Source organism: Slackia equolifaciens (genome assembly GCF_003725995.1).
Classification (GTDB): domain Bacteria; phylum Actinomycetota; class Coriobacteriia; order Coriobacteriales; family Eggerthellaceae; genus Slackia; species Slackia equolifaciens.
This window is the reverse complement of the sequence record NZ_QIBX01000001.1, coordinates 318,446-336,206: the sequence shown is the minus strand read 5'-3', so window position 1 is coordinate 336,206 and position 17,761 is coordinate 318,446. Positions and strand designations below refer to the sequence as shown.

Sequence of the window (17,761 nt, the reverse complement as noted above, 5' to 3'; positions counted from 1 at the left end):
AGGTCCCTCGGGGTCTTTCTTGGCTTTTCGTCGCGCGGCTGAGGCGCATGGGTTCCCTAGGCGAGTGCGCTCTGCGGGACAAGCGCCATGCACAGGCATCCGCGCTCTTCGTAGATGCTCCAGAAGGCGGAAGCGTCACGTTCGACCAGACCGTCGAGGGGGTCCATGACCAGCACGCTTTCGCCGTCGTTTGCCGTGCCATACACCACTACGCAGTGGTTGTTCACCACGAAGGAATACCCTAAAAACTCGTAGCCGCTGAACTGGGGCTCCTCCATGGAGATGGTCGTCCACACCATCACGGGGTAGCCGGCGCCCATCACCTCTGCTAGCTGGCTTGACGATGCGCCGCTGATATTGACGGCCTGCAGCGTCGCAGCGTCGGCGGAAGGCTCGTCGGTCGATGCGTCCGATTCGTCATCGGCGGCGCTTGCGGTGTCGTTCTCTGCGGTTTGCGCATCATCCAAATAGCGATTGGCGGCGTCTACCATGGCGGGCGGCCAGGCGCTACCGCTGCCGGCGGGGTCGCCGGCGTAGTGGTATACAAAGTCGATGAAATCGGGGTCGTAATCCAGATAGGCAAGCATGTCTTCAAGCGATGTGTCGATGCCCGTGCTCTGCAGGGCGCTCGCCAACGCCGCGGGCTCGCAACCGGAAGGATAGGCGTCGCCCTGCAGAACTTCGGGAACGTTCTCCGTGTAACCGACAGGCGATGCGACGAGGTTGTCTATGAGCGTTGCGCGCTCGCTCTCGTCGATGGGGTCGGTGGAGGCTTTGAGAAGGGGCGATACGCTCGATTCTGCCTGGCTCACCGCCGCTTCGCTTGCCATGGCGCTCGAAAGCGATCGCGTTCCGAGCACGATGATGGCGAGAATGACCAGGACGCCCGCGATTTTTGCGGCAATGCGTGCAACGCGCGCAATGGCCGAAAGGCGCGACGGCCGTCCGCCGTAGGTGCTCAATGCCGGGTTCGGGCACGCGCGCGCGATGCGTGGACGAAACAAAATGCCCGCCTTGCTCGCTGGGGGTCGCGTGCGTCGTTTGGGCGTTCGCTTGCGGGGCGTGAAATTGCGGCGAAGGGCCTGTTGGGGCTGAGCGGATATGGCGCGTGAAGGGCGTTTGCCCATGGGGAGGGGCTCGCTGTAGGTCATATCAGACATCGTCATCGCCTCCCTCGGAATCCTGTTTGAGCTACGCCGAAAAGACGGCGCATGCCACGATTACGCGACGTCTTATCGGCATGCCCATCCTAGAAAGAGACCGCGTTGAAAGTCCCATAAGGGCGCGTGAGAATCCTCTGAAAAAAGGCTTAAAGCGACCTTAAAAAGTCCCCGAGCGGCCTTCAGCGAGGAACGCGCGTGGTAGGATTTCGCTCATGACTGACACCCGACATATTATTGTGTGCGATGACGAACGCGAGGTCGCCGACCTGGTGGCGCACCTTCTTGAGCGCGAAGGCTTTGCCGTGCGCACGTGCTATGCGGGCGAAGAGGCCCTGCAGCTGTTGCTCTCTGGCGCGTTCGACCTGGCGGTGCTCGACATCATGATGCCCGGCATGGATGGCTTTGAGGTGTGCCGTCGGTTGCGTGCTTTGCAGGACGCCCGCGTGGCCGACACGCCTGTCATCTTTCTTTCCGCCAAGGGCGAGGAGTTCGATAAGGTGCTCGGTTTCACTATCGGCGCCGATGACTACGTGACCAAACCGTTCAAGTCTCGCGAGCTTGTGGTGCGCGTCAAGGCGCGCATGCGTCGGCGTCGCGGGCAAGATGCTCCGGCGGGCGTGCTCAGCGCGCGCGGCATCGAGCTCGACGAAGCCAGCCACCAGGTGCGTTTGCATGACGAGCCGCTGGCTCTTTCCCCTAAGGAATTCGACTGCTTGGCAGAGCTGTTGCGCGCGGGCGGCTCTCCCGTTTCGGCGCGCGATTTATATGAGCGCGTCTGGAAAACCGACTACAACGCCTCCTCGCACAATGCCGTGATGGTGTATATTCGTCATCTGCGCAAGAAATTCGCCGAGCTCGATTCCTCGGAGGAGTTCATCGAAACCGTCTGGGGCGTGGGCTACCGCATCGCCCCGACGCCTGCGGCGAGTGTGAGCGGTACGTCGGCGATCGATTCCGCCGCGGCTTCTTCCCATGCTCCCGCGGATGGGCCTTCGTCTGGAGGACCCGGTGCCTCCTCGGGCGGGCGCTCGTCATCCTTCTAGGAGCTTCATGAAAAACCGAAGCGAACAAGCTCGCATCCTCACCAGGAAAATGCTGGCGTGGACCACGGTGGTGCTCGCCGTTTATACGTTCGCGTTTTGCGCGATTGCCGGAGCATTCGACCGGTTTGCCGCCCCCGCTTTGGGCAACGCCGTGGCAAACGCGGTGTCGCCGTGGGAATACATGCCCACGTTGGATGTGATGAGCTACACCGAGGGCAACCCGACCATTGCCCAAAAGACTAACGAAGTCAAAGCCGATGTTGTGCGCACCTATCTCAACGCGCTGGCTGATGATATTGTGCCCGATACCGATTTGGGCCTTGCGATTTCAGATGCGAGCGAAGGGTCTCCGCAGGTCGATGCCGTTTCGAGCGATGCGGGCGGAAACCCTTCGGACTCCGAGCTCATGCAGGCGATTGCTGCCATAAACGCGGACAGCCTCACCTATGAGGATGTAATCGGAAAAGTAAATGAAGGCGCCTCCGACATAACAAAAGCCCTTTCGACCTACGCCGAGGAGTACGGCAAGCACAATCCTAGCCAATATGCGCTTTCTGCGGATATGCGCGCGGCGTACCTGGTTGCCATCGCGCGCGATTCCGATTACGCCGACGCGCGCTCTCAGGGATTGACGACAAGCGATGCGGTAGGCTCCCCAAAGTCGACCTCGCAGCATGCGGACGCGAGCGATTCCATGATCAACTTCGTGCGGCTTGCCGTCGACCTGCGCAATGCGGGCGCGGCCGTCAGCGTTCATGACGGAATGTGGCTCCTTACGAAGGGCCTGTACGCCAACAGTGCGCTTGATTCGTACTATGCCGAGGCGGCGAACGCGACGTGCGCCGATATTTCTCAGAAAATCGTGTACAGCACGATCTCGCTCGGCGATGAGCAGGAAGTCGTGATTTACGCCGATGGCCATGGCGTGACGCGCGATCTGACCGCCTATAACCAGATCAAGCAGCTCAAATTGCCCGTGGCGCTCATTGTGTATCTGTTGGGGTGCTTGGTGGTTATGGCGTTCGCGGTGCGTAAAAGCCTGGGGTATTTCGATACGCTGTTCGATTCGGTGGGCGCCATACTCTCCAAGCGAGCCTCGTCGGACGATGCGCCTGAGCTGCCGTCTGAGTTGGCCATTGCGCAAAAGACCATCGACGACATCCGTCTTCGCAACGATCTCGATGAGCGTGCTGCCGAAGCTGCCGAGCGTCGCAAGAACGAGCTCGTGGCGTATCTCGCGCACGACACCAAGACGCCGCTCACCTCGATCACGGGCTATCTCTCGCTTTTGGAGGAGGCGCCCGATATGCCCGAAGACCAGCGTAAACGCTACGCGCATACGGCGTTGCAGAAGGCCTATCGCCTCGACGGCATGCTCGACGAATTCTTCGAGATCACGCGTTACAACCTGCACGCCATCGCCATCGAGCGCGAACATGTCGATCCGGCGCTGCTGTGCTTCCAGGTGGCGGAGGAGTTCTACCCCGAGGCGTCGTCGCGTGGTATCGAGATTCACGTGGATGCCCAGGAGGGCAGCGAGGTGTTCGCCGACGCCCGTAAGCTTTCGCGCGCCCTGTCCAACGTGGTGAAGAACGCGGTGGCCTACGCCGACGCGAACAGCGTGATCGACGTGAAGATGAGCCTGGAGCAGCAGACGGCAGCAAAGGCAAAGGCGATGGCATCCGCAAAATTGGAGGCTTCCACCCAAGCGGGAGTCTCCACCGAAAAGGAGCGAGGCCGCACGCTGTGCATTTCGGTAACCAACCGTGGACGTGAGATAAGTCGCGAGCACCTGGATCGCATTTTCGACAAGTTCTACCGCGAAGACGATGCACGCGCTACCAACCAGGGCGGTGCGGGGCTGGGCCTCGCCATCGCGCGCGAGATTGTGCAGGCGCACGGAGGCACGATCGGCGCGACGAGCGAAGGCGGTCGCACGGTGTTCACGCTGGAGGTGCCTGCAGGGGAGTAAAGGCGCGGGACGTTTGGACGCGTTCGCGAAAGCGCCCCTCCGCCCCTCGTGCGTCGTTTCGATCTGGCAGGATCGAGGCCGCACGCCGTGCAGGCATGCTGTTTCCCCCTACTTTGTAGGCTCTTTTCACCAATTTGACGTGCCGCTTTAGCGTGGCGGATTGCGTTTGCGCTCCAAGCTGCTAGAATCCCTCAACACGATTCATGATTCAGCATAATATTCCGCCGGTGAATTCGGCGTCCGAAGGTGCTACCGATGCGACGCAGGAGGAAACGTGCAGATGCGTGAAGAAGCCACCCCCATCGAAGAAAAAACCGCTGGTAACCAGGCCGCAGTGGCAGCTAACGAGCCTCCTTTGCCCGAAAACTGGTTGCGCGTCATCGTGACCATTTGGATTGGTCAGGCGTGCTCTATTCTCACGGCGTATTCGTCCATCTATGCCGGCGTGTGGTATGTCACCGAAACCACCGATTCGGCCCTCATGCTGGCGCTGGCCTCGCTGTGCTCCATGCTGCCTCAGGGCCTGCTCTCGCCGCTCGGTGGCGTGGTGGCCGACCGCTTCAATCGCAAATACGTGCTCATCGCCGCCGACGCGTTCGTGGGCACGGTGGCGCTCATCATGGGCGTCATCATTCTGATGGGCCACGTGTCGGTGCCGCTCGTCCTGATCATGGGCGCGCTGCGCAGCGTTGGCCAGGCGTTCCACATTCCCGCGATGGAATCCACCACGCCTATGCTGGTGCCCAAGAAGCATCTGGTGCGTATCAACACGCTTAACCAGAGCCTGTGGTCGCTCGCGCTTATCGTGGGCCCGGTGTTCGGTATCTTCCTGTATACGGTCATCGGATTCCAGATGGTGCTGTTCCTGAACGCCGTCGGCTGCGCGCTCGCCTGCCTGGCGCTCGTGTTCGCGAAGATTCCCGATTTCCACGACACTTCCGACGAGGCGCGTCATCCCATCCAGAGCCTCAAGGCCGGTTTCAACGTGCTGCGCGCCGATTACGGCCTGCTGGTGATGGCGGGCATCGTGATGGGCGTTATGGCCATGTACGCGGGCATCAACTCGCTGTTCCCGCTGATGACATACGACCAGTTCAACGGTGACGGTTACATGGCGTCCACCGTTGAGGCGGCGTACGGCGTGATGAGTCTGGTTGGCATGGGCATCCTGTTCGCCTGGGGCGGCGGGCGGCATCTGCTGCGTACCGTCTCGGTGTCGGGCTTCTTTGCGGGCTTGCTGCTGGTGGCGGCCGGTCTGCTCACGCCCGATATGTTCATGTGGTTCGTTGTGCTCACCGGTGCGTCGGGTGTGGTGGAGGCGTTCTTCAACGGCCCCTTGCTCGCCGTGCTCCAGAAGCGCGTGCCGCCTGAGAAGCTGGGCCGCGTGATGGGCCTGTTCACCACGGTGTCGGCGCTCTCGTCGCCCATCGGATTGTCGCTTGCGGGCACGTGCGCCGAGTTCACGGGCGTGAGCAACTGGTTCATCATCGCCGGCGCCGTCATCGCGCTGTGCGGTGTGCTGCTGGGTGCGCTTCCCATTTTGCGCAAGCTGGATGCCGAAGTGGCGTCTACGCTGGGCGACCCGCACGTTACCAAGAAGCCGCCCCGCGCAGGGGGCCGCAAGGGTCGTAAGAAGATGCAGGCTACTGAGGGCGCCGCTGCGGTCGCAAAGGGGGCAGGTGCCGACGAGCGCGCAGGTTCGCCTGCCGCGGGCGATGCTGCAGTTGCGGGCGTTTCGGCCCATGACGATCTTGACGTGACCGTGCGCGTGCCTCGTCGCCGCGCCGCACAATCAGCCGCCGTATTTCGCGATGCGGCTGATGGATCCGTATCGGATGAATCCGGCTCCGCCTCCGCCGAGAGCGAGAGCGCACGATGATCATTCTTGGTGCGCTGGTCAACGGCATTGCCACCGTGTTTGGCGGCGTGCTGGGTCTCATCTTCAAGCGCCGCGTGTCGCAGAAACTGGGCGATTTCCTGATGAGCGGCCTGGGCCTGTGCGTGGTGCTGGTTGCTGTTCAGGGCATGGTCAAGGGCGGCGACGTGATCGTTACGGTGCTTTCTATCGTCATTGGCGGCGCGCTGGGATATTGGATCGACATCGATGGGGCGGTGCACCGTTTTGGCGATTGGGTGCAAGAGCGCATCAACGGGGCGTTCAAGGGCAAGACGGCGTTCGGCAACTTTTCCGATGGGTTCGTGGCATCCACGTTGTTCATATGCATTGGGGCGATGGCCATTTTGGGGTCGCTCCAAAGCGGCCTGCAGCTGGACCATTCTACGCTCTATGCCAAGGCTCTTATCGACATGGTGGTGGTCATGGTGATGGCTACCACGCTGGGAATTGGCGTGCCGTTTTCGGGCGTTTGCGTGTTTGTGTATGAGGCGCTGCTCAGCCTGGGCGCCAGTGCGCTCGCGCCGTTTCTGACCGATGCCGTGATCAACGAGATGGTGTGCGCGGGCAGCCTGCTTCTGCTCGCCATCGGCCTTAATATGCTTAAGATCACCGACATCAAGGTGGCCAACTTCCTTCCCGCGGCGTTTTTGCCTATCATCGTGTGCGCCGTGATGAACCTGCTGCCCATGTTTTGATACAATGCGCGTTCGTTAGCTGCTGCGGGCGGCGGCTGGGAGGGCCGTACGCTGCAATCGATTTCGTGAGACGCGTCGCACAAGGGGCCGCGCGACCCATGGATCGGGAGCCTATTTCGAAAGAAACCCCATGTCAATAATTGAAATCGTCATCCTTGGCATCGCCTTGGCCATGGACGCGTTTGCGGTCACGATATCTAACGTGTTCTGCTATCGCGGGGCATCGCGTGCGCGTCTGCTCATGCTTCCCATCGCGTTCGGCTTGTTCCAGGGTCTTATGCCGTTGCTTGGCTACTTCCTGGGTGGTTTGGTGGGCGACATCATCGAACAGTACGCCGGCATCGTGACGCTCATCATTCTGGGTCTCATCGGCGGCAACATGATCAAAGAAGGCATTCAGGAGCTGCGTGAGGCACGCGAGGCGAAGATTGCGGGCAATAGCGCCGGCTGCGCGACCGATGCCGACGAAGGCAGTCGTGACAACTCTTCCGATGCCGCCCAGCTCACCCTCAAGGTGGTGTTGATCCAAGCGGTCGCCACGAGCATCGATGCGTTCGCCGTGGGCGTCAGCCTGCGCGCAGCCAGCGTGAATATCGTCGAGGCAGCGGGCATCATCACGCTGACCACGTTCCTCTGCTGCCTGGTCGCCCTCATCATCGGCAAGCGTTTCGGCACCATGCTGGGCGAGCGAGCCGAGATCGTGGGCGGTATCGTGCTCGTGGCCATCGGCGTGAAGGCGTTGTTCTCGTAACGTGCGTCCGAAAAATCGAATGATTCGTGGCTTTTCGTGCGGCCTGGGGCTTGCGGCGGTGCGAATGCTACAATGCGTGCGCATTGAAAATGGCCATGATGGATGCACGGCGACGTGCGGGTTTATCCAGGCGGCATCACGCAATGTACCGCGCTTGCCGGCGCAAGCGTTCCCAGGCGATTCGTTCGCGAGGGATGCGAGAAAGTGCCGGATGCAAGGCATTGCACCGTTCGTTGTGGATTAACTTGGGGGAATCGGGGTGAGAATCCCCGGCTATACCAGTAACCGTAATTCTGACGCGAGCGCTCAACCCTTCGCGAATCGGGCGAAGAGGCGCACGCGGATGACGATGAGTCGGAATACCTGTCCATCCTTGTAGAGCCCTGGATGAAAGGTGTCCGAATGAACGGATGCAAATCTCGCCGCGCAATCGATGCGGCATTCGCGAGCGTGTCCAAGAGGTTGCTCGCTTGTATGGTGTCCCTTGTGCTCGTATGCGGACTCATTCCTTCCGCCGCCTGGGCGCAGGCGGCCGCCTCAAGCGACAACGCGCCTGTTGAATCCTCGATGGCCGCAGACAACGGCGCAGGCGCAAACACTGCAAACGACCCTTCTTCATCGGCTGCGTCTGACGCAACCAACGAGGCATCGCAGGATTCCGGCGAATCCGAAGACGACGGCCAAAATCCGTCTGCCCCTTCGGACGCTCAGACGGGGGCGGTGACCGGGGGCGATTCTTCCGCTCCTGACCCTGAGGGTTCCGGAGATGCGTCATCGAACGTTGTTCAGGATGCGGTCCAGAACGGGGCAGCGTCTGGCGCAAACAATCAGAGCCAGGACGTGAGCTCAAGCGCGACGAATACGGAAGCGAGCTCCGTCACATCTAACAACACGGAAAAGACGCCTGCCGCCAACGGCGAAGGCGAGTCCCAGGACGCGGACGATCAGCAGGATGAATCAGCGATAACCGTTGCGTTCTTTATCATCGGCGTGGACGCGCAGGGCAAAGATCAGCTTTGGCTGGCATCTGCGGACTACGAAGTCGAAAAGGGGTCTTCTGCCGCCGATCTTTCCGACAAGGCATTCAAAGAGCATGGCATAACCGCGCAGACCAGCATGAGCGAATACGGCTGGAGTCTTGATTCCGTTACGTCGCCCTACGATCCGTCGCTCACGCTCGCATTCGACTCCGAGACGTGGGATTACTGGCAGCTTTTCGTGAATGGGAAGGCTTCCGACCTGGGGGCCAGCAGCGTCGAGCTTGCCTCCGGCGATTCGGTGGTGTGGTATTACTCCGCCTATGGCGACGAGCTTCCTGACGAGTCGACGCTTCCCGGTGGTTCGGACGAAGACTCCGGTGAAGAGGGCGAGGGCTCCGAAGGCGACTCCGGTGAAGACTCCGGCGAAGAATCTGGCGAGGGCGACGGCACCACGGAAGTGGACGGCGTAACGATTGACCCCGACGCCGAGCGCCCCGATTGGGATAGCTCCTGGCCGGGATTCGGTGCATCGGGCGAAGGCGCCCAGAGCGCTCCTGCGGGAGACGTCGAAGAAGCGTGGGTGTCGCAGATCAAGGAGTCGTCCGACTGGGCGACCAACGTGTCCGAGCCCATCGTGGCGGGCGATTACGTTTATGTCGCAGCCGGCACGACGCTCTATGCGAAGAACAAGGCGACCGGCGAGACCATCGCCACGGCGAAGCTCGTTGCCGCCACCAACTCCGTCACGCGCATGGTATATACGCAGGGTCTGGTCATCGTGCCGCTCGACGGCGGCAGGCTGCAGGCGCTTACGGCCGATACGCTGACCACGGTGTGGGTAACCAAGGCGACGGACCAGATCAACGATACGGGCGTTCAGCAGTCCCTTTCCACGCTTACCGTGGGTGATGGCTGCGTGTATTACGGCACGGCGGCTGCCGGCTGGTCGAGTAGCTACAGCGGCTATCTCATGTGCGTGAGCCTGAAGGATGGCTCGACCATCTGGCATAACGTCAACGAGAGCAAGGGATATTACTGGTCGGGCGTGGCGCTTTCGGGCAGCTGGGCCATCGTGGGCGACGATTCCGGTTCGCTTGTCGCGGTAGACGCGTCCACGGGTGCGCAGGCGTCGTCGATCAGCCTGGGCTCCGCAGTGCGTTCCACGATTGTCGCGGGCTCCGAGACCAACACGTTCTTCGCGGTGAGCACTGACGGCGTGCTTCATAAGGTTGCTCTTGGGGGCGACGGCGTATTGACCGAGGTGGCAAGCGTGAAGTTCGGATCCTCCAGCACGTCCACGCCCGTGGTTTCGGGCGGCAGGGTGTATGTGGGCGGTGCGTCGCTTGAGGGCGAGCCCAACCAGTGGGGCTACATGGTCTACGGCGGCCAGCTTTCCGTGATCGATGAGGCGACGCTTGCCATCGAGCACCAGGTCACGCAGGCGGACGGCTCTAAATTGCCCGCCGATTCCAAATCCACTCCGCTTGTGTCCCAGCAAGGCGGTCAGACCTACGTTTACTTCACGTGCAACGCTGAGCCGGGCGGCATCTACCGCTATCGCGTGGGCGATGCCGAGGCGCATCTCATATACACGCCGGCGGAGGGCAACCAGAACTACACCATGTCGTCCGTCGCGTGCGATTCCGACGGCACGCTGTACTACATCAACGACTCCGGCGCGCTGTTCGCCGTGAAGGGCGTCGTGACGGGCGGCGGCGATGAGCCCGGTAGCAAGCCTGGCGACGATCAGCACGGTGGGAATACGGGCGGCTCTGGCGGCTCCAGTGGCGAGAGCGCAGGTGGTCAAGGTGGCTCAACGTCTGCTGGCGCGAACCCCGTTCATCCGCAGGTGAACCAGGGTGCGACATTCGTCGTGCCGGCTGGCACGGTCGCTGCCGGCATGAGTCCTATCGCCGCGGGTTCTTCCGTGGTCGCATCGATGCAGAAGGCTGCCCAGACGAACGAGGGTGTCACGCGGGGTGAAGCGACTGGCTCTGAGGCCAAGGCCACTGCCCTTTCGTCGTCCTCTGCGCGCGGCATCGCCGCCGGTGGTTCTGCCGCATCGTCGAACGGCGGTGAGGATATCGCTCCCGTCTTGACCGAAAGTGCTCCTGCCTGGGCGTTCGTTGGCCTTGGTGCCGGCGTCGTATGTCTGGTCGCAGCTGGATTCTGGCTGTTTGCCACGCGTCGTCCGTAGGGAAGGGGAGTGCAGCATGTCAGAGATCGACAACAAAACCAAGAATGATTCGGCTGCTGCAGCGGCGCTGACGGTAGGTTCGGAGGGGGAGGCAACCGCATCGCCGCGTCAGCCGCGTCGTGCGGCGCGTATCGCGGCATGGTGCGTGATGGCCGTCGCTGTCGTGGCGATTGTCGTGTGCGGCTGGGCCATCGCCTCGCCGGCGCTGCAGCACGATGACGGGCAGCAAGCCCAGCAGGCGGCAGCATCGCATGATGATGACGCGCAAGAGGCGAGCACCGACGATTCCGCCGACGAAGCGGCGGCCGCCGAAAACGAGTCAGAGGACGATGCCAAGACGAATGACAAGTCGCCCGACGAAGCCGGTGACGCGCCGGATACCGCTACCGCTACAGCTCAGCCCGAAAACGCGAATACCGCTGGCGTGACGTCCTCAAGCGGCGCGCAAGCCGACGTTGCTGGCAGCACTTCGGGCAATCAGCCTTCTTCGTCAGGGTCATCCAGCCAGGGTGCCTCTTCGTCCGGCGGGTCCACTGCGCCCTCCAGCCCTAACGCCGACTCCAATTCTGGCTCCAACGCGGGCTCTTCCGGGAGCCAAACGCCTGTGCCCAACACCGTCACCGTCACGGTGACCATCGACTCGAGCGCGGCGGGTTCTCCCGTTTCGCTTTCCACGACCCTTACCTTTGAGAAGGGCGCGACCGTCTACGACGCGCTTGTTGGTACGGGCGTTGCCGTGGGGGCGAGCCAGACCGCGTACGGCGTATACGTGTCGTCTATCGGCGGGCTGGCCGAGAAGCAGCACGGCGCAAGCAGCGGATGGACGTACTACGTGAACGGCGCGTTCGTCAACACGTCGTGCAGCAGCTGCGTTCTTTCGGATGGCGACTCGGTGTATTGGACGTACGTCAACGTGACCGAATAGGGCTTCATGCGCAATCCCTTCCTGACATATCACCCTGCGGTGGCGTTCGTCTATCTGGCGTGCGCCATCGCCTTCACCATGGCGATCATGCAGCCCGTGTATGCCGCGTTGTCGCTTGCCGGGGCGGTGGCGTGCTCGTGCGTGACGCGCGGCGTGCGGAAAACGCTGCGCACGCTCGGCGGCGTTGCCGTGCTCGCTTGTATCGCTGCGGCGGCAAACGTCGTGTTCGTTGCCGCGGGTTCGACGGAGCTATTCCGTGTGGGTGCGCGCGCGTTCTATCTTGAATCTCTCGTGTACGGAGTCTGCTCCGGCTGCATGCTGGCGAGCGTGCTTCTGTGGTTCTCGTCGTATGCGGCATGCATGGGCAGCGATGCTTCAATGGCGTTGTTCGGCAACGTTGCGCCTACGGTCACGCTTATGGTGTCGCAGGTGTTGCGCCTGGTGCCGCAGTTCGTCGCCCGCGGTCGCACGATTGTCGCCTCGCAAGATGCGGTGACTTCCGCCGAGGCGCGTACCAAGCGCGACGCTGCTTCCGACAGGCTGCGCGCCATAAGCGTGCTGGCGGGCTGGGGCATGGAGGACGGCCTGGTTCGCGGCGATGCCATGCGCGCCCGCGGCTACGGGTGCGGCGTGCGGCGCACCACGTACAAACGGTACAGAATCCGCCGCGCGGATGCTGCGGTGCTTGCCGCTGTTTTCGCGCTGGCGATAGCAAACGTGCCATGCGCATGGTTCGCGGTTTCAGGGTTTTCGTTCTATCCGGCTTTGGAGGGGTTTGCCCCCTTATGGGCGTACGCTCCGTACGTTCTGCTAATGGCCGTTGCGCCGGCGTTAGCGCTTAAGGAGTGGTGGCAATGGCGATAGTGGATGTATGCGGCTTCTCATTCGCCTATCCGGGAGATGGGGCCGATCGTGACGCCGCGTGGGTTCTTCGCGATGTAACGCTCTCCGTAGAGGAGGGTTCCTTCTGCGTGCTCACCGGCCCTACCGGGTGCGGCAAAACCACACTGCTGCGCTCCCTCAAGCCCGAGCTTGCGCCGGTGGGGAAGCGTGCGGGCCGCGTCGATGTGCTGGGGATTCCTCTGGTGATCGATGGCGGGACGGCTGATTCCATGGCGCCGCGCGACTCCGCCGCGCTCATCGGATACGTGATGCAGGATCCAGACGCGCAGATCGTGTGCGATACCGTGTGGCATGAAATTGCGTTCGGGCTCGAGAATATCGGCATGCCGCAAGACGCCATGCGCCGCCGTATCGCCGAAGTGGCGCACTTCCTTGGCATCGAACCGTGGATGCGGGCGAACACCGAAACGCTCTCCGGCGGTCAAAAGCAGCTTGTTAATCTGGCGGGCGTGCTGGCGCTGCGCCCGCGTCTGCTCCTTTTGGACGAGCCCACCGCGCAGCTTGATCCCAATGCGCGTCGCTTGTTCCTGATGGCGCTTGAGCGCGTGAACCGCGAGCTGGGTATCACGGTGATCATGGCTACGCACGCCCCCGAAGATGTGGAGCGCATGGCCACGCAGCGCGTTGAAATGGGGCCGATCGGCGAGCCAGGCAAGCGAGCGGATGTCGAACGCGCCTTGCTCACGCGGTGGGGCGGCCGCCGCGCGCTTCTGAATGGGCCGCAGCCTGTGCCGGCGATCGAAACCCAGGAGGTGTTCTTCCGCTACGAGCGCACTGCGCCCTGGGTGCTGCGGGGCGTTGACGTGCGCGTGCGTCAGGGGAGCGTGCATGCGTTCGTCGGGGGAAACGGCTGCGGAAAATCGACGCTTCTCAAGGTGCTTTCGGGCATCGCCAAACCCCAGCGGGGTCGTCTAGACAATGCCTTGCGCGCCTCGCAGGCCATGCTTCCGCAGGATCCGAAAACGCTGTTCGCGTGTGACTCGGTCGCTGAGGAGCTGGATGAGTGGCGCCAGCGTTGCGGGTATGCGAAGGCCGACGAGGCGAAGATGCTCGAGCGTTTTGGGCTGGCCGCACATGCCGCGCAGCATCCATACGACCTTTCAGGCGGCCAGCAGCAGAAACTCGCATTTGCGAAGCTTTTGCTCACGGGCGCTCGGCTGCTGCTTTTGGACGAGCCCACCAAGGGCCTTGACGCTCAGGCATGCGCCGATGCCGTGCGCATCGTGCGTGGATTGGCGGATGAGGGGCGCACGGTGGCGCTGGTGACGCACGACCTGGATTTCGCGTTCGCCTGCGCCGATGAGGTGTCCATGCTGTTCGATGGGGAAATCGCCTGCACGCAGCCCACGGGTGATTTTTTTGTCGAGAACCTGGTGTATCGTCCCAATGGGGAGTCGCGTCTGTTTGGGGCGCTGCTATGAGCGGCAAAGGGCGCTGCAAGGGGCATCGCTGCGCCTTTGCCGCCGAGGTGTTGGCGATAATCGCGGTACCTGTCGTACTTGTTGCGTGCGCGGTTAGCGGATTCGAGCAAACCGCGCTTCTCTCTTTTATTGTGGTGCTCGCTTCGCTTGGCGTGTTTTTTGCCGGGTTCGAGGGCGCCCGTCCGCGTATGCGCGATGTCATGCCCACGGTGGTGCTTGCCGCATTGGCGGCGGCGGGGCGCATCCTGTTCGCACCGTTCCCCGATTTCAAGCCGGTGAGTGCCATCGCCATCATCGCGGGCGTGGCGTTCGGGCGTCGCAGCGGATTCATGGTGGGCGCGCTTGCAGCGCTCGCGTCGAATTTCTTTTTCGGCCAAGGCCCTTGGACACCGTGGCAAATGTACGCGTGGGGCTTGATAGGCTATCTTGCCGGCGCTCTCGCGCAGACGGGCCTGTTCGACGGGGCAATCGCGCACAATGACACGGGCGAGAAAGCGGCCTCATCTCAACTTCGCCGTGTCATTACGGCGTCGCCTCTCTACCTATACGGGTTTATTTCGGGTCCGCTCTACGGCGTCATCCTCAACCTGTGGAGCATCATCGGGTTCTACCATCCGCAGGATGCGCTGCAGTTTGCGCTGGTGTACGCCGCCGCGCTGCCGTTCGACATCGTGCACGGCGTTGCCACCGTGGTGTTCCTGTTGGCGCTTTACGCCCCGTGGCATCGCAAGCTCGAACGCGTGAAGCGCAAATACGGAATCTCTGGCTGAGTTTGGCCCCGGCAATAGAATCGGCCTTCCATACATCCCATGCATCATTCGGCGTTAACCAACTTTTAATATACGCAAACATGCATATTTGCCTGGACATACACACTGGCGCTTCGCTGTGCTAAACTGCCTGCAATCGCATGGATGCCGGAACATTTCCAGCATGTTTGGGCGTGCATGCGATGCGTCGCGGGGAAAGGCGGCCCGCGGGTGTTTCGAAGTGAGAATGCGTGGAAAGGCAGGCATAGGCGAAAATGCCGGCGAATCCAGGATGACGACTTGCGGAAGCTCCGAGCGGCCCTCATCTGCGATGGGTAGTGCAATCGACAAGAAGGGGACCATCATGTCATCCGAATCTGAGGTCATGAGCTTCGACGCCGAGAGCATGCACGTGGACGAATCCGAACGCCGCGGCCTATGGCCGCTTACGGTCATCTGGATCGGCAACGCGTTCAACGTTTCCACGCTCATGACGGGCGCCGCGCTGGGTGCTGCGCTCACGCTCGCGGACAGCTTCCTTGCCGCCGTCATCGGCTTCGGCATCATTTCCGCCTACATGGCGTTCATCGCGATGGAGTCCGCCGACGTGGGACTCCCCACCTCCGCCATGTCCACCGCCGCGCTGGGCAAATCCGGCGGTCGCTACCTGATCAGCCTCGTGGTGGGCATCGCGCTCATCGGCTGGTTCGGCGTCCAGGCGGCCGTGTGTGGCTCGTCGTTCTCGGTGGCCATGCTCGAGCTCACCGGCATGGATATCCCCGTGTGGATTCCCTCGGTGGTGCTGGGCGCGCTGATGCTCGCCTCCGCCGTGTACGGCTTCGACGGCGTGAAGTGGGTTAACTACATCGCGCTGCCGCTCCTGTTCGTCATCTGCATGTACGGCTTGATCGTGTCCATCGCGGGCGTCGGCATGGACAGCGTGTTCAACTACGTGCCCGTCGAGGGCATGGGCCTGGTTGCCGGCATCAACATCTCCGTCGGCCTGTTCGCGCTGGGCGGCGCCACCATCGGCGACTTCACGCGCTATGCCAAGAGCCGTCGCGATTCCGTCATCTCTTCCGTGGGCGGCGTGTGGCCCGCCAACGTCGTCGTGATGATGATGGGCGCCATCCTCGCCATCGTCGTCCCCGAGTCCGGCGGCGACATCACGCTCATCATGAGCGGTCTGGGCCTCGCCGTCATCGGCATGATCGCGCTTATCGCCAGCACCTGGACGGTCAACGTGTCCAACGCGTATTCCGCCGGCTTGGCCTTCGCTGTTATGGTGAACAAGGGCGAGCGCGGCTACAAGATTTCCACCATCATCTCCGGCATCGTGGGCATCGTGCTGGCGGCCGCTGGCATCATGGACTACTTCACGTTCTTCCTGACGCTGCTCTCCGCCATGATTCCCGCGCTGTCCGGCTCGATGATCGCCGACTACTGGTTCATCCGCAAGGCTCGCCCCGAGAACTTCAAGCCGCTCGACGGCGTGAGCGTTCCGGGCGTGGTGAGCTTCGTGGTGGGCGCTCTTATCGCCATGATCACCGGCGGCACCTTCGTGGGCACGCCGCTTGCCTTCCTGGACTTCCCGTTCTTCCTGGGTCCCGTGAACGGCATCGTGGTGTCCATGGTGCTCTACGTGCTCATCTACAAGGCCATGAAGCTTCCGGCGTTCCCGGGCAAGATCATGGTTGTGAGGAAATAACAGAGTGCATGCGTCGGTGCGCCGCTGTCGCGCTCTATTCGGTCAGAGTGGCGTATGATGTCCCTATCGACGCAATATACGGAAAACCGGGTGCGCGCGCGTTCCGCTTGGGGCGCCGCGCATCCTTGTGTTTGCGCGAAGCGCCTGGCCATTGGGTACATTGCGCATCCAACATGGCTGGTCGCGTGCTCAAGCCGACGCGATGCGCGTTCGGCACGATTGAAGGAAAGTGAGGGGAAGCGTGCGAAAGATCGGAATCGAAGATATCGACGATATTGCGCTCGGCTCGTCGCTGCTCGGATCGGGCGGTGGCGGAGACCCGTACATGGGTAGGCTCGAGGCTATCGCCGCCATCAAAGAGCACGGCCCGGTGACGCTGCTCGACGTGGACGAGGTGCCCGACGAGTGGACCGTTGCCCCCATCTGTGGCGTGGGCGCTCCGAGCGTCTCGCTGGAGAAGGGAACCAACGGCATCGAATATCCCAAGGTGCGCGCCATGATGGAGCGCATGCTGGGCAAGAAGCTCGACGCGTTTCTGCTGTCCGAGGCGGGCGGCATGAATTCCATGGTGCCCATCAGCGCTGCGGCGCGTGCGGGCATGCCGCTGATTAACGCCGACGGCATGGGGCGTGCGTTCCCCGGCATCCAGCAGGACACGTTCAGCCTGAACGGCGTGTCCACCAACCCCTTCGTCATCGCTGATGAAAAGGGCAACTGCACGGTGCTCTACACCATCAACAACGACTGGACCGAGGAAATCGGCCGCGAGATCACGTCCGCTTCCGGCGGCCAGGTGACTACGCTTGCCAGCCCCATGACCGGCAAGAAGATGAAGACCAGCGTCGTGGTGGGCACCGTCGACTACGCTCAGAAGCTGGGGCGCATCATTCGCACCGCTTCTAACCAGGACAACCCCGAGGAATACTTCCTGCGCGAGAGCGGCGCGTACCGTTTCTTTAAGGGCAAGATCGCCGATGTGCTGCGCGAGACGCGCGAGGGCTTCAACTTCGGCAAGGCCGTGCTCGAGGGCATCGGCGAGGATAAGGGTAGCCAGGCGGTCGTGGAGTTCCAGAACGAGAACATCTACGCCGAGGTTGACGGCGTGATCGCCGCAACCGTGCCCGACCTCATTTGCATGGTGGATTCCGCCACGTTCGTGCCCGTGACCACCGAAAACCTCAAATACGGCAAGCGCGTGCTAGTGGTGGCGCTTCCGTGCGACCCCGCGTGGCGCACGCCGGGCGGCTTGGAGCTTGCGGGCCCGCGCTGGTTTGGGCTGGATGTGGATTACCGCCCGCTCGAGGAATGCTACGCGGAGCACATGGCACGCAAGGCAGCCCAAAAGAAGGAGGCCTAG

The 17,761-nt window shown here is 62.3% G+C and carries 13 protein-coding genes and 1 riboswitch; of the genes, 12 read left to right on the top strand and 1 reads right to left on the bottom strand.

Translation table 11 applies throughout. From position 1 onward, the window contains the following. Window positions 1-56: 56 nt before the first annotated feature. Window positions 57-1,160 (bottom strand): C39 family peptidase, encoded by a 1,104-nt coding sequence (locus tag DMP06_RS01355; RefSeq protein ID WP_161957782.1) that lies wholly within the window; start codon window positions 1,158-1,160, stop codon window positions 57-59. Between the two features lie 215 nt (window positions 1,161-1,375). Between DMP06_RS01355 and DMP06_RS01350 the strand changes: the two genes are divergently transcribed. The 12 genes from DMP06_RS01350 to DMP06_RS01295 all read left to right on the top strand — a co-directional run bounded on the left by DMP06_RS01350 (window position 1,376) and on the right by DMP06_RS01295 (window position 17,761). Then, a complete protein-coding gene (locus tag DMP06_RS01350; RefSeq protein ID WP_123207943.1) occupies window positions 1,376-2,206 on the top strand; it encodes a response regulator transcription factor in 831 nt (276 codons plus the stop codon). Window positions 2,207-2,213: 7 nt separating this feature from the next. Next, window positions 2,214-4,178 (top strand): sensor histidine kinase, encoded by a 1,965-nt coding sequence (locus DMP06_RS01345; protein ID WP_161957781.1) that lies wholly within the window; start codon window positions 2,214-2,216, stop codon window positions 4,176-4,178. Window positions 4,179-4,458: 280 nt separating this feature from the next. Then, window positions 4,459-6,057, top strand: a complete 1,599-nt coding sequence (locus DMP06_RS01340) for an MFS transporter (RefSeq protein ID WP_245962312.1) — start codon at window positions 4,459-4,461, stop codon at window positions 6,055-6,057. Beyond that, entirely contained in the window at window positions 6,054-6,770 is a 717-nt protein-coding gene (locus DMP06_RS01335) for a DUF554 domain-containing protein (RefSeq protein ID WP_123207941.1), read from the top strand. The genes DMP06_RS01340 and DMP06_RS01335 overlap by 4 nt, the downstream gene beginning before the upstream one ends. Window positions 6,771-6,900: 130 nt before the next feature. Continuing rightward, window positions 6,901-7,521, top strand: coding sequence for a manganese efflux pump MntP (locus DMP06_RS01330; protein WP_123207940.1), 621 nt, complete (start codon window positions 6,901-6,903; stop codon window positions 7,519-7,521). Window positions 7,522-7,753: 232 nt separating this feature from the next. Beyond that, window positions 7,754-7,837, top strand: a riboswitch (adenosylcobalamin-variant (AdoCbl-variant) riboswitch). A gap of 86 nt (window positions 7,838-7,923) precedes the next feature. Further along, window positions 7,924-10,698 (top strand): outer membrane protein assembly factor BamB family protein, encoded by a 2,775-nt coding sequence (locus tag DMP06_RS01325; RefSeq protein ID WP_161957780.1) that lies wholly within the window; start codon window positions 7,924-7,926, stop codon window positions 10,696-10,698. A 16-nt stretch (window positions 10,699-10,714) separates the two neighbouring features. Continuing rightward, window positions 10,715-11,623 carry a DUF4430 domain-containing protein gene (locus DMP06_RS01320; RefSeq protein WP_123207938.1) on the top strand — a complete coding sequence of 303 codons (909 nt, stop codon included), beginning with the start codon at window positions 10,715-10,717 and terminating at the stop codon, window positions 11,621-11,623. 6 nt (window positions 11,624-11,629) lie between these two features. After that, window positions 11,630-12,487, top strand: a complete 858-nt coding sequence (locus tag DMP06_RS01315; protein ID WP_123207937.1) for an energy-coupling factor transporter transmembrane component T — start codon at window positions 11,630-11,632, stop codon at window positions 12,485-12,487. Continuing rightward, window positions 12,478-13,947 carry an ABC transporter ATP-binding protein gene (locus tag DMP06_RS01310; protein ID WP_123207936.1) on the top strand — a complete coding sequence of 490 codons (1,470 nt, stop codon included), beginning with the start codon at window positions 12,478-12,480 and terminating at the stop codon, window positions 13,945-13,947. Before DMP06_RS01315 ends, DMP06_RS01310 begins: the two co-directional genes overlap by 10 nt. Continuing rightward, complete coding sequence (locus tag DMP06_RS01305; RefSeq protein ID WP_123207935.1) at window positions 13,944-14,717, top strand: ECF transporter S component; 774 nt, start codon at window positions 13,944-13,946, stop codon at window positions 14,715-14,717. Before DMP06_RS01310 ends, DMP06_RS01305 begins: the two co-directional genes overlap by 4 nt. A 343-nt stretch (window positions 14,718-15,060) precedes the next feature. Further along, on the top strand, window positions 15,061-16,404 hold the full coding sequence (locus DMP06_RS01300; protein ID WP_123207934.1) for a cytosine permease: 1,344 nt from the start codon (window positions 15,061-15,063) through the stop codon (window positions 16,402-16,404). A gap of 241 nt (window positions 16,405-16,645) precedes the next feature. Beyond that, window positions 16,646-17,761: a DUF917 domain-containing protein gene (locus DMP06_RS01295; RefSeq protein WP_123207933.1), complete on the top strand. Its 1,116-nt coding sequence runs from the start codon at window positions 16,646-16,648 to the stop codon at window positions 17,759-17,761.